Raw genomic sequence first — 12,707 nt, 5'->3', positions numbered from 1 at the left:
CAGGCATCGAGACTTCAGTAATGCTTCAAGCATGTTCTGCCCGGCATGCAAAGAGTTGCCTAATCAGGTGAATTTATTGCCTAATTTGATTTGAAATGAAATCTTGACGTAAGCTCATGAGAACTTGCTCATCGTTCTAGCTAAGGCGCAGGCGCTTTGCATCTTGCTGAGGCGGGGCCCCGAATAGCCTGCTGTATTCCCGGCTAAATTGAGAAGCGCTCTCATAGCCCACTAGGCTGGCCGCGTTGCTTGCATCGACGTTCTGATTAAGCATCAACTGGCGAGCCTCTTGAAGACGTAGCTGCTTTTGATACTGCAGTGGACTGGTTCCCGTGATCGCTCGGAAGTGCAAGCGGAACGTCGAGGCACTCATGTGCGCACGTGCTGCTAAGTCGTCCATTTGCAGCGTTCTTGTAAAATTTTGCTTGAGCCAGGCAACTGCTTTGGCGATATGCTGACTTGGTGAGCCGGTTGTTGCGAGGTGATGCAAGTGCGGAGCATGCGGCCCGGCCATCAAGCGTGCAGTGATTTCCCTCTGAATGAGAGGCGCTAGCAGCGGCAGCAGCATTGGTTCTTTTTGTAAGCGGAGCAACCGATTGAGTGCGTCGACCAAGGGGTCATCCAGAGTTTCAATGGAGATCGTGCGGAACGCTTCTTCCTTCATGCGCACTGGCAGTTCCATCTCAGAAGCCAGTTCGCCTATCAGGCGACTATCGAGTGTCAGCATCAGGCCCAAGAAAGGGGAATGGATGCTCGCGTGAGTGACGTGGGAAATTACCGGCAGGTCGATTGTTGTAAGCATCGATTGCCCCGGGGAGTAAGTCATGACCTCCTCGCCTTGCATGACCTGCTTGGCACCCTGTACGACCACACCGATTGCGAGGGTGTAGATGCAGTGCAAGGGCTTGGTTGGTGCATTTCGTCGATGAACTGTTAGCCCAGGGGTCGCTGTCGAATGATCGCCATCGGTATGGGCAATTCCGGAAATCGTTTCAGCTAGTGCGGCGAGAGTGGGTGATGTCGTAAGAGGCTTGCTATTCATAGAAGATCCTGGCGATTTCCCGCCGACAGTCTAGCGTGGCGCCGGTGCCCTATGCGTTCTAGGTGCGCGCGGTCATCATTTTAGGCAAACATTCGGGTGGAACGAGCAAACAGTGGAGCACTTGGATCAGGACACTAGCGTCTTGCAGCCGTCCTTCCAACTGAGCAGACCGATATGGACCACCAAAGCGATGTTCTTGAGCATGGTCAGGACACCAGTCTGGCGGGGCGCCGCCGCCTTCTGAAGATGGGAGTAAGCCTGGCAGCATTGCCAGTGGCAGCAGGACTATCTGCATCGGCCGCTGCATCTCAGGGCCCGAACAGCCCCCCCGATGCAAGCGCTGCAGCAGCCAGATCACAAGAGTTCATCGATGGACTCGCCGATCTTATGGCGCATTCGACGCGGACGCCCATACTGCGTTGGCCAAATGAGTACGGTATGGAGTTCGAAGAGATATTCTTCCCTGCGATGGATGGTGTCACCGTGGAAGGCTGGTTTATTCCAGCCAAGTCCGACCGCTTGATCATCTGCAACCACCCCATGCCATGCAATCGCTATGGTTATCCAGGTCATCTTGATCCGTGGAAGAACTTCGGAGGCTTCGAAGTCAATTTCCTCCCTGAGTACAAGGTCTTACATGAAGCAGGCTATAACATCATTGCCTACGACATCCGGAATCATGGCCGGAGCGGCATGGGTAGCGGCGGTGTCAACGGTCATGGAGTTCTTGAGTACAGGGATGTAGTCGGATCTCTGCGCTACGCCAAGTCGCGTTCTGGCACAAAGAGTATGCGCATAGCACTGTATAGCCGCTGCCTTGGTGCGAATGCGACGATTGTTGGCATGAAGAAGCATCCGGAGGAGTTCAGGCATGTCAAGGCGATGATCGCATTGCAGCCTGTAACACCTGCTGTTTTCGTCGAAAAAGCGGTCGAGACACACAAAATCCTCAATGGTTTGCAGCTGTTCGACGCAGCCTTCCATCGGCGTACCGGCTTCCATCTTGCAGACGTCTGGCCGATGGAATACGCAAAGGCAGTAACGATCCCAACCCTTGTCGCGCAAGTGCGAGACGATTTCCTAACCAAGCCGTCCAATGTCCAAGAAATCTACGACACGCTCTCCTCACTAGACAAAAAGCTTTTCTGGATAGAGGGAACCGATCAGCGCTTCCAGGGCTACAACTATTTCGGGAATAATCCCGAGATCATGCTGGATTGGTTTGCGCGTCATATTTAATGTGCAATAGCCAGAAATGCATGTCGTAAAACTGGAAATTTCAGTTTGTGATTCCTATCGATTGCTGAAATTCCGATAATTACTTAACGTGACGCATGCATTAGTTGGCTGCTATTGATTTGATAGTCAATTCAGGTGCCTGTATATAACCATAGAGAGATCCGCCGTGACCAAAAAAATAGTCGGCCCTACGCTGCTCATTCTGACCCTTGCCATCCTGATGGCAGGATGTTCGCGCGAGTCCACCGCTGCCGTGCAATCACCGTCATCCGTGCATGATTCGCAGAGCGGCCATACGTTGTCGGTAGCAGAGTCAAACAAGCGGATCATGCAACGTTTTACCAACGAGTTCCTGCCAACTGGCGATGTCAAGCTAGCCGAGCAATTTCTCAGTCCTGATGTGACCATTTACTTCGCAGGTCAAAAGCAGCAGGGGCTTAAGACCTATCTCGGTCTGGTGGCCTCAAACAAAGAAGCATTTCCTGACTTGGTTTGGACGGTGAACCAGATGGTCGCAGACGGCGACACGGTCGCTATTCGCTACACGATGACAGGAACTCATCGCGGAACATTTGCAGGTGTTGCGGCAACCGGTCGTCCGGTGACTGCGCAAAGCATGGCGTTCTATCGCCTAAAGAAAGGAAAAATCGTCGAAGAACGGGCTCAGCTGGATTTGTTTGCGGTACTCCAGCAGATCGGCGCAATCCCAAGAAAATGAACTGCTTGATCTGCGCTATCGCGGATCAACAAAGGAAACGAAATGAAAAAAGTATCAATCGGTAATCTTGAAGTCTCTCGTATCGGTCTCGGCGCGATGTCGATGTCTGGATACTACAATATCGGGCAGGGCAGCGAGGACGAGTCGATACGTACCATTCACCGTGCCATCGAGCTTGGCATAACCCATATCGATACCGCTGAAATCTACGGCCCTTTTGTCAACGAAGAACTGGTAGGAAAGGCGCTTAAAGGCAAGCGGGATCACGTCGTGTTGGCAACCAAGTTCGGATTGCTGTCGCATGCAAATGTTGGACCAAGAACGCTTGATAGCAGCCCGACCAACATCAAAACTGCCGTTGAGGGGTCACTCAGGCGTTTGGGCACTGATTACATCGATCTCTACTACCAGCATCGTGTTGATCCTAATACGCCGATTGAGCATGTCGTAGATACCTTGAAGGATCTGGTAATGCAAGGAAAGATCCGCCATATTGGCCTTTCCGAGGCAAGTCCTGCCACGATTCGTCGCGCTCATGCTGTTCATCCGATTAGTGCGTTGCAGACCGAATACTCGCTATGGACGCGCGATCCAGAGGCAGAACTACTGCCGCTGCTTCGTGAGCTGGGTATCGGATTTGTTCCGTACTCGCCGCTTGGTCACGGATTCCTGACTGGGGAAATTCGCTCGCCTGCTGATCTTTCCGATGATGACTGGCGCAAAACAAATCCGCGATTTACAGGTGCGAACTTCGAGCGCAACCTGCGTATCGTTGACGAAGTGAAGTCTATTGCCGACGAAGTGGGCGCAACCCCGGCACAGATTGCTCTTGCATGGTTGCTGGCGCAGGGTGACGACATCGCGCCGATTCCTGGTACCAAGAGGGTTGCACGTATGGAGGAGAACTCGGTTGCCGACAGCATAGAGCTAAGCGCGCAACAGCTCTCAAGACTTGACAACCTGACACCTGCGGAAGGCGAGCGACACGAGAAAAACGTCATGGCTGCGATCGATCGTTGAGCACGAGTAAGACCGTAGGCTCGATGCATCAGGAGCTTACGGATTCCTTCCAAAGAAGGGTGGCGTCCCATGGACGCCACTCTGTCTAATGTGGAGTCGCAAGATGAAAGGTCACAATATCGATGTAAACAGGCGTAAGTTCCTGGGGAGCTCTGCGGTGACCATTTCCACAGCTGCCCTGGTGTCCAGCGGGCTACTCGCCCACAAGAATGCCAATGCGCAATCTTCCCGACGGCCCGAGCTGGTGGTGGTTGGCAGTGCGGACGCTTCCGATCTTGCAGTAGAGCGGGTCACATATGCCAATAGAAATACAAAGACAGAGATTGCTGCCAATCTCTTCAAACCACCAGGATTTGATGGGGCAAATAAGTACCCTGCCGTTGTCATCGTGCATCCGATTGGTGGCGTGAAAGAACAGACCGCAGGGTTGTATGCGCTGCACTTGGCAAGAAAGGGCTACATCACACTTGCCTTTGACGCGACTTATCAGGGAGATAGCGGTGGCGAGCCGCGTCTGATGGAGCTGCCAGCAGCGCGCGTGGATGACGTTAGCAGCTCGATCGACTTTCTTAGCGCTCACGCCAACGTCAACCCCGACAGGATCGGGTTGTTAGGAATTTGCGGCGGCGGCGGCTACGCACTCAATGCTGCGCAGACGGAGTTGCGCATCAAGGCAGTGGCCACAGTTAGTGCCGCCGACATCGGCGGACTCAGGCGTAGTGGGCTCGGTGGATCACGTCAATCTGCCGAACGTATCAAGTTACTCAAAGAGGCCAGTCTGCAACGCAGCCTTGAAGCACAGGGAGGGCCCGTCCGTCTAACCGCGACTGTCCCAGAATCCGCAAAGGATTTCACCAGCAGCACACCAGTCATGTACCGAGAAGGTTTCGAGTACTACAGGACCTCACGAGGCCGGCATCCGAATGCGGTTTGTCGCGCAGTCTTTTCAACGTTGCCTGCGCAGATGGCGTTCTACGCGTTTGAGGCGCTGGAGACCATCTCTCCACGTCCTATCTTGATGATAGCTGGTGACAAGGCCGATAGTCTTTACTTTAGTCAGGATGCTTATAGCAAGGCCATTGAACCGAAGGAACTATTTCTGGTTGCCGGCGCCACTCATATCGACATGTACGACAAACGTCAGTACGTCGTACCCGCAGTGCATAAGTTGAGCAGCTTCTTCGATAGCCATCTGGTTTGAAAGCGGAGTGATAGGAGAGAGCGTTCGGCCGCTATTTCGGCCGAAGGTCTCCTTAAATCTAGCAAGCCAAATACGCCATGCATTGATGGGGGACAACAAGTCTTCGCGTATGCGCTGCACCAAGCAAACGAGCATCCGATTCATGAGTGAAACTCGTGCCGGTATGCGCCGAGAACCTGGTAATTGGTCGTTTTTAACGGATTACACTCCGGCCTCTCGCACCCCGGACTGCTTGCAAAAGTGTCAGTTGATCCTGCGCAGCAGTCCGATGGATTTCCACGAGCCTGAAGCGGGCAGTTCGATAGTGATCCATCGCATCTGCTGCGTAACGCTGCACTCACCGATTGACGGAGCTTTTCTATGCTGATGCAGGTTGTCCATACTGCCCTGCGTCGACCCTATACGTTTGTGGTATTGGCGTTGCTGATCCTGATCGGCGGCGTGCTCACTGCACTGCGGATGCCGACTGATATCTTTCCGCAGATCCGCATTCCGGTGATTGCGGTGGCGTGGCAATACACCGGCTTGCAGCCGGATGAAATGACCGGACGCATTTCCACGCCGTTCCAGCGTGCGCTGAGTTCTACCGTCAATGATGTAGAACATATCGAAGCCAATACCTATCCCGGCATCAGCGTCGTCAAGATCTTTTTCCAGCCGGGTGTGGACGTGGCCACCGCTAATGCGCAGGTGACTGCGGTGTCGCAGACGCTGCTCAATCAGATGCCACCGGGAGTCAACCCACCGCTGATCCTGAACTACAACGCAGCCACGGTGCCGATCGTGCAACTTGCGCTGTCCGGCGAAGGCATGACCGAGCAAGAGCTGTACGACGTCGGCATGAACACCATGCGCACGCAGCTGGTCACCGTGCCGGGCGCCGTGATGCCGTTGCCGTTCGGTGGCAGGCAACGCCAGGTGCAGATCGACGTCAAGCCGGAAGCGCTGCAAGCGCGTGGCATGTCTGCACAGGACATCTCCACCGCCTTGGCGGTGCACAACGTGCTGACACCGATTGGCACGCAGAAGATCGGTAGCCTGGAATACACGCTGAAGTTGAACAATGCGCCATCGGCGCTGGACGACATCGGCCGTCTACCGGTGCGAGTGGTCAACGGCGCGATGGTATACCTGCGCGATGTCGCCGATATCCGCGATGGCAGCGCGCCTCAACGCAACATCGTGCACGTGGATGGCGGACGTTCGGTATTGATGACGGTGTTGAAGAATGGCTCGACGTCGACGCTTGCGATCGTCGATGGAATCCGCTCCAAGGTCGAGGCGATGCGCGGCTTGCTGCCAGCCACCTTGCGGATCTCACCGATCAACGATCAATCAGTGTTCGTGCGTGCCGCCGTCAAGGGTGTGGCGATCGAGGGCGTGATCGCCGCCGTGCTGACTAGCATCATGATCCTTCTGTTTCTGGGCAGCTGGCGCTCCACGGTCATCATCGCAATCTCCATTCCGCTGTCGATTCTCGGCTCAATCATGGCGTTGTCGTTGTTCGACGAAACGTTGAACCTGATGACGCTCGGCGGCCTGGCGCTGGCGATCGGCATCCTGGTCGACGACGCCACGGTGACCATCGAAAACGTCAACTGGCATTTGGAACAAGGCAAGGACGTGGAGACCGCAATCCTGGATGGCGCGCAGCAGATCGCGGCCCCGGCGTTTGTCTCGCTGCTGTGCATCTGCATCACGTTCGTGCCGATGTTCTTTCTGGAAGGCGTCTCGCGCTTTCTGTTCGTGCCGATGGCCGAATCCGTGATCTTCGCCATGGTGTGCTCGTTCGTGCTTTCGCGCACCCTGGTGCCGACGATGGCCAAGTACCTGCTCAAGCCCCATGTCAGCCATGCCGAAGGGGAAGGCCACAACACCGAACTCTTGCCTTCAGAAAATGTATTGGTGCGCTTTAAGCGACGCTTCGAGCTGAAATTCGAACGCCTGCGGTCCGGCTACAACGGCATGCTGCAGCGTGCACTGCACAGCCGAAAGATCTTCCTCATCGGCTTCTTTACGGCTGTGGCGCTGTCTTTCGGTCTGGTGCCGTTTCTGGGCTCCAACTTCTTTCCGTCGGTCGATTCGGGGCAGGTGTTGATGCATGTGCGGGTGCCGGTCGGCACGCGTGTGGAAGAAACCGCAGCGCGGTTTGCGCAGATCGAAAAGACCATTCGCCAGGTCATCCCTGACGCGGAGATCGAAACGCTGGTGGACAACATCGGCCTACCGGCCAGCCCCACCAATGTCACCTACAACAATACCGGTGTGATGGGATCGCAGGATGGCGACTTCCAGATCGCATTGCGCCAGGGCCATCGTCCCACTGCCGAGTACATCCGTGCGCTGCGCGAGCGGCTGCCGACGGCTTTCCCGGATACCACCTTTTCGTTTCCGCCTGCCGACATCGTCAGCCAGATTCTCAACTTCGGTGCACCGGCGCCAATCGACGTGCAGGTGCGCGGCGCAGACCTTCGTAGCAACTTCGTCTATGCGCAACAGCTGCTCAAGCGCATCCGCGCGATTCCCGGTGTGGCCGATGCGCGCATCCAACAATCCAACAAGGCGCCGCAATTCGATGTGAGCCTGGATCGTACCCAGGCACAGCAAGTGGGCGTGACCACACGCGACGTCACCAACAGCATGGTGGTCAATCTGGCCGGTAGCAGTCAGGTGTCGCCGACCTATTGGCTCAACCCCGCCAACGGCGTCAGCTATCCCATCGTCATGCAGACGCCCGAATACGCACTGGACTCGCTGGCCGCGCTCAACAATCTGCCGTTGGGCGATGGAATTAGCATTGCCCAGACCACGCTGGGAGGCGTTGCCAGTCTGACCCGTAGCGCAGGAAATGCGCTGGTCAGCCAATACAATATTCAACCGATGGTGCAGATCCATACCGCGATCGAAGGCCGCGATCTGGCCTCGATCGCTGCCGATATCCGCCGTGTATTGGAAGAGACGGCGCAGCAGGTGCCGAAGGGTTCCAGCGTGCAGCTGATGGGGCAGGTCGACACCATGAACAAGGCGTTCTCCGGACTGCTCTTCGGCCTGCTCGGCGCAATCGTGCTGATCTACTTCCTGATCGTGGTGAACTTCCAGTCATGGCTGGATCCGGCAGTGATCGTTTCCGCATTGTCGGCGGCACTGGCCGGTATCGTGTGGATGTTGTTTGCGACCAATACGACACTGTCGGTGCCGGCACTGACCGGCGCCATCATGTGCATGGGCGTTGCCACCGCCAACAGCGTATTGGTGGTGAGCTTTGCGCGGGAGCGCCTGGAGGTGCTCGGCGATGCCACCGCAGCGGCGTTGGAAGCCGGCTTCGTACGTTTTCGCCCGGTACTGATGACCGCATTGGCGATGATCATCGGCATGTTGCCGATGGCACTGGGCGTGGGCGAGGGCGGCGAGCAGAACGCGCCATTGGGCCGCGCGGTGATCGGCGGCCTGCTCTTCGCAACCTTTGCCACCCTGGTCTGTGTGCCGGTGCTTTTCAGCCTGGCGCATGGCCGCTCGGCGCCGCGCACGACTGCGCTACAGCCGCTTCCCGCTTCAGGACTCTCGTGACATGACCCCCGAACCTTCTGCGTTACGTCGACACCTTCTACTGATCGTTGTGCTGTGCATCGCGCTCACCATCGTGATCTTCGGGCTTTCTTCGCGCTGGACGCATGCCCAAGCGCTGCGCGAGCGTGCGCAGGAACGCAGCGACCCGGTCGTCAAGCTGATCTCTCCGACTCCGGTGGACGCTGCATCGGTCGACCTGCCTGGACGCATCGAAGCCTGGTCGCGTGCGCCCATCTATGCACGTGCAAGTGGCTATCTCAAAAGCTGGAGCGTGGATATCGGGCAAGCGGTCAAAGCCGGGCAAACCCTGGCCGAAATCGAAACGCCGGATCTCGATCAACAACTCGCACAAGCCAGATCGGAGGTTGGAAGTTTGCGCAGCCAGGCCAATCAGGCCGAGGCCACAGCAAATCGCTGGAAGTTGTTGTTGGAGAGCAGGGCCGTGGCGCGGCAGGATGCAGAAGAACGTATCGCAGCAGCGCAGGCGCAACAGTCGCAGGTCGAGGCCTTGCAGGCCAACGTACAGCGCCTGCAGACCCTGCAAGGCTTCCGCCGGCTGGTGGCACCGTTCGATGGCATCGTCACTGCGCGCAATACCGACATCGGTGCGTTGATCAACGACGGCATGAGTGCCGGTAGCGAATTGTTCGTGGTGTCCGATGTCCACCGACTGCGTGTCTATGTCAACGTGCCGCAGCGGCAGATTTCGGCGATACAAACCGGTGCAAAAGCGCAGCTGAGCGTGCCCGAGCATCCTGGCAAGACCTACGAGGCCACGGTGCTGTCGTTGGCGCAGGCCATCGATAGCGCCTCCGGCGCGATGCGGGTGCAGTTGATCGTGGACAACCCCAACGGCGAATTGTTGCCTGGCAGCTATGCCACGGTGCGCTTCGCGCCTGCGCAGCGAGTATTCGGCCTGGGCTTGCCACCAAGCGCGCTGATCCTGGGCAAGGATGGCGTACAGGTGGCGACGCTGAGCGAGAACAGCCAGGTGCGCCTGCTGTCGGTATCGATCAGCCGTGATTACGGCCGCATGGTCGCGCTGGAAGGCGAGTTGACCACAACCATGCGCGTGATCGACAGCCCACCCGATGGCATCAGCAACGGCGATCGCGTGCGTGCTGTCGAGAACAAGGACAGTGACGCTGCTGCACCCGAATCATCATCCGGCACTGTCAGCGCAGCGGGGACCTGGAAAAGGCCGCTGCAGTATGTGGAACAAGACAATCCCGTCAGGCCTGACATCATGCCGACATCGACATCCGGTGTTAGTCGCCGCCGATAACGGTAGCAGTAATTCGTCCATTGCCGTCGATGTTGCATCAGCATGCCATTCGAGGCCGAGGAGGATGGCCTGAATGAGCAGAAATATAGATCTTCTTCACTACTGTTTATTTAATTGGCGTACTTGCTGTCGCGTAACACGGCTAGCCTGACCGAAGAGGCCCACTTCTGATGCAGGGCCGTTGTGTAAGGCTTAAGTGTTACTTTGTAACAATTGCTAGAGAGGCCCATTTGTTGCCCGTTTGCGGGGGAAACGCGCATCAACGCCTTAAAGCCAGATCGCGAGCCACGCACGGCGTACAGCAGATCACCATTAAACGCTTTCCGAGGATTCAGACAGATGAAACAACTGATATTGGCGGTGCTGTTGCATCTGACCACAGGCACATTCGGCGCCGCTTTTGCGGAGGAAGGTATGTGGCCTCTAGACCGCTTGCCGCTCGAGCAGATGCAGCAGAGCTACGGATTTTCCCCAGATCAACAATGGGTACACCGTGTGCAGCGTGCGACAGTACGTTTAGCTGAGGGCTGCTCAGGTTCATTTGTTTCTGGCAATGGTCTGGTAATGACCAATCACCACTGCGCTAATGCCTGTCTGTCGCAGTTGTCCAAGCAAGGTGTCAACTACATGGCCAACGGCTTTGGCGCCTCGCGCCAAGAACAGGAACCCAAGTGCCCTGATGTAGAGCTCAACCAGCTAGACACCATTACCGACGTGACCGCCAAGGTCAACTCGGTGACCGAGGGTAAGCAGGGTAGCGAGCGAATAAAGGCCGAACGCGCCATAGGCAGTCAGCTGGAGCAGATCTGTGTCTCAGGAGATCCCAAGGCTTGGCGTTGCGACATGGTCTCGCTCTATCACGGAGGCCGGTATGCGATGTACAAGTATCGCCGCTACCAAGATGTGCGCCTTGTATTCGCCCCCGAGCAGAGCATTGCATTCTTTGGGGGAGATCCCGACAACTTCAACTTCCCGCGTTACGACCTCGACGTCACGTTCGTCCGTGCCTATGTAGATGGAAAGCCAGCAAGAACTCCGGACTTCCTCAGATTCCGCACTGACAGCCCGAAGGCGGGTGAAATGACTTTTGTGGTTGGCAATCCGGGTTCTACTGAGCGCGAAATGCCCTGGTTACAACTTTCTAACATGCGTGAAAATCGTCTAATTCCAAATATTACATTTCTTTCCGAACTACGTGGTGTGTTGTGGCAGTACAGTCGCGGCGGCGAGCAGCAAGCCAAAGAGACACAGGACCAGATGTACGGGCTAGATAACTCATTGAAGATATACAAAGGATGGCTAGAAGCACTTAACAATCAAAGATTGGTCAATCGAAAAAAGACTGAGGACGACGCACTGCGTGAATGGATTGCTTCAGACGAGGAGCGCAAAGCTGAGTTTGGTGATCCTTGGGCAATGCTTTCTAAGGCACAAGAACGCGATAAGGTGTTACAGGAGCGCTACAACATGATCGTTTATGATCGTGGAATCGGCGTTGGTGCACAACTCTATAAAAATGCGATGAAGCTGGTGCGTGCCGCGGAGCAACGTGCCAAGCCCGATGCCGAGCGCTTGCCGCCTTATCGAGAAGCAAACCTGCCAGCCATTGAGCAATCTGTCACAGCAGATGTACCGGTCTATCCGCAATACGAGCAAACACTCATGGCATGGTCAATGGAGAAAATGCGCCAGGCATTGGGCACCGATGATTCCTTCGTCATCCAGACGTTAGGCAAACAGTCTCCCGTGCAGTTAGCTAAGTCGCTAGTCGAAGGTACCAAGCTGGCCGATCCAGCTCTGCGCAAGCAGCTATGGGAAGGCGGCGCCAAAGCCATCGCCGCTTCGGATGATCCAATGATCGTCTTTGCCCGAGGAATAGAGCCAGTAGCAGCCGAGATTCGCAAGCAATACGAAGAGGAAGTCGAAGCTCCAACAGCGCAGGCTGGTGAAGCAATTGCCCAGGCGAGGTTTGCGCGGGACGGCACTTCGCGATATCCAGATGCTACCTTCACGCCGCGCTTGACCTACGGAAAGGTCGTGGGGTGGCGCGAAGTCGATCACGATGTGGAGCCATTCACTTACATCGCCGGCCTTTATGCTCGCGCCACTGATGCCCATCCATACAAGTTGCCTGATAGCTGGATCAAAGCAAAGGGTGCTTTGAATTTGACCATGCCGATGAACTTTGTGACCGACAACGACATCATCGGCGGCAACTCCGGCAGCCCAGTGATCGACCGCGAAGGCCGTGCAGTAGGATTGATTTTTGACGGCAATATCCATTCGCTGGGTGGGAATTTTTTCTACGATGGCACGAATAACCGCGCTGTTGCTGTCGACGCGGCGGCGTTGGTTGAAACTGCGCGTAAGGTCTATCGCTTGCCCGCCCTTGCCGATGAGCTAGTCAACGGCCATCTATAAATCGTCCGCATACGACCGATTCGTCAGTGCCCCATAGCAAAGATTTTATTTTATCAATAGGAGTTGCCCTGACAGGGTGATTTTTTTTTACATACCCGGAAAATGCTTTCGTCTGAGAAATTTGCTAACGCAATTTTTCGCAGGCCGATCTGCTCAGATCTCCTCAAGGCCCGGGCTTTAGGCGGTGCGGCCACTCCCGTGAGTAACAACTCGA

8 protein-coding genes are annotated in these 12,707 nt (G+C 55.9%); 7 read left to right on the top strand and 1 reads right to left on the bottom strand.

The window, feature by feature from the left end; all coding sequences use genetic code 11:
• Positions 1-136 precede the first annotated feature (136 nt).
• On the bottom strand, positions 137-1,042 hold the full coding sequence (locus tag ABQY74_RS17960) for an AraC family transcriptional regulator (protein WP_104575028.1): 906 nt from the start codon (positions 1,040-1,042) through the stop codon (positions 137-139).
• A 174-nt stretch (positions 1,043-1,216) separates the two neighbouring features.
• Between ABQY74_RS17960 and ABQY74_RS17955 the strand changes: the two genes are divergently transcribed.
• The 7 genes from ABQY74_RS17955 (at position 1,217) to ABQY74_RS17925 (ending at position 12,493) form a co-directional block, all read left to right on the top strand.
• Positions 1,217-2,281 carry a S9 family peptidase gene (locus ABQY74_RS17955; protein WP_104599900.1) on the top strand — a complete coding sequence of 355 codons (1,065 nt, stop codon included), beginning with the start codon at positions 1,217-1,219 and terminating at the stop codon, positions 2,279-2,281.
• A gap of 166 nt (positions 2,282-2,447) precedes the next feature.
• Positions 2,448-2,999, top strand: a complete 552-nt coding sequence (locus ABQY74_RS17950) for an ester cyclase (RefSeq protein ID WP_104599901.1) — start codon at positions 2,448-2,450, stop codon at positions 2,997-2,999.
• A gap of 42 nt (positions 3,000-3,041) precedes the next feature.
• Positions 3,042-4,019 carry an aldo/keto reductase gene (locus ABQY74_RS17945; RefSeq protein WP_104599902.1) on the top strand — a complete coding sequence of 326 codons (978 nt, stop codon included), beginning with the start codon at positions 3,042-3,044 and terminating at the stop codon, positions 4,017-4,019.
• A 103-nt stretch (positions 4,020-4,122) separates the two neighbouring features.
• Positions 4,123-5,220 (top strand): alpha/beta hydrolase, encoded by a 1,098-nt coding sequence (locus tag ABQY74_RS17940; protein WP_104601257.1) that lies wholly within the window; start codon positions 4,123-4,125, stop codon positions 5,218-5,220.
• A gap of 366 nt (positions 5,221-5,586) precedes the next feature.
• Positions 5,587-8,787: an efflux RND transporter permease subunit gene (locus ABQY74_RS17935; protein WP_349792561.1), complete on the top strand. Its 3,201-nt coding sequence runs from the start codon at positions 5,587-5,589 to the stop codon at positions 8,785-8,787.
• A 1-nt stretch (position 8,788) separates the two neighbouring features.
• Complete coding sequence (locus ABQY74_RS17930; protein ID WP_104575018.1) at positions 8,789-10,072, top strand: efflux RND transporter periplasmic adaptor subunit; 1,284 nt, start codon at positions 8,789-8,791, stop codon at positions 10,070-10,072.
• A 339-nt stretch (positions 10,073-10,411) separates the two neighbouring features.
• Positions 10,412-12,493 carry a S46 family peptidase gene (locus ABQY74_RS17925; protein ID WP_104599904.1) on the top strand — a complete coding sequence of 694 codons (2,082 nt, stop codon included), beginning with the start codon at positions 10,412-10,414 and terminating at the stop codon, positions 12,491-12,493.
• Positions 12,494-12,707 lie beyond the last annotated feature (214 nt).

This window comes from Xanthomonas sp. WHRI 7064 (genome assembly GCF_040202355.2).
Lineage (GTDB): Bacteria > Pseudomonadota > Gammaproteobacteria > Xanthomonadales > Xanthomonadaceae > Xanthomonas > Xanthomonas arboricola.
Note: the sequence above shows the minus strand (reverse complement) of the source record. Positions and strands in the feature narration are given on the sequence as shown.

What these genes read in the sequence shown, in the direction of transcription:
- ABQY74_RS17945 (WP_104599902.1), top strand. Translation starts at nt 3,042, where the DNA reads ATGAAAAAAGTATCAATCGGTAATCTTGAAGTCTCTCGTATCGGTCTC.
- ABQY74_RS17925 (WP_104599904.1), top strand. Translation starts at nt 10,412, where the DNA reads ATGAAACAACTGATATTGGCGGTGCTGTTGCATCTGACCACAGGCACA.
- ABQY74_RS17960 (WP_104575028.1), bottom strand. Translation starts at nt 1,042, where the DNA reads ATGAATAGCAAGCCTCTTACGACATCACCCACTCTCGCCGCACTAGCT.
- ABQY74_RS17930 (WP_104575018.1), top strand. Translation starts at nt 8,789, where the DNA reads ATGACCCCCGAACCTTCTGCGTTACGTCGACACCTTCTACTGATCGTT.
- ABQY74_RS17955 (WP_104599900.1), top strand. Translation starts at nt 1,217, where the DNA reads ATGGACCACCAAAGCGATGTTCTTGAGCATGGTCAGGACACCAGTCTG.
- ABQY74_RS17935 (WP_349792561.1), top strand. Translation starts at nt 5,587, where the DNA reads ATGCAGGTTGTCCATACTGCCCTGCGTCGACCCTATACGTTTGTGGTA.
- ABQY74_RS17940 (WP_104601257.1), top strand. Translation starts at nt 4,123, where the DNA reads ATGAAAGGTCACAATATCGATGTAAACAGGCGTAAGTTCCTGGGGAGC.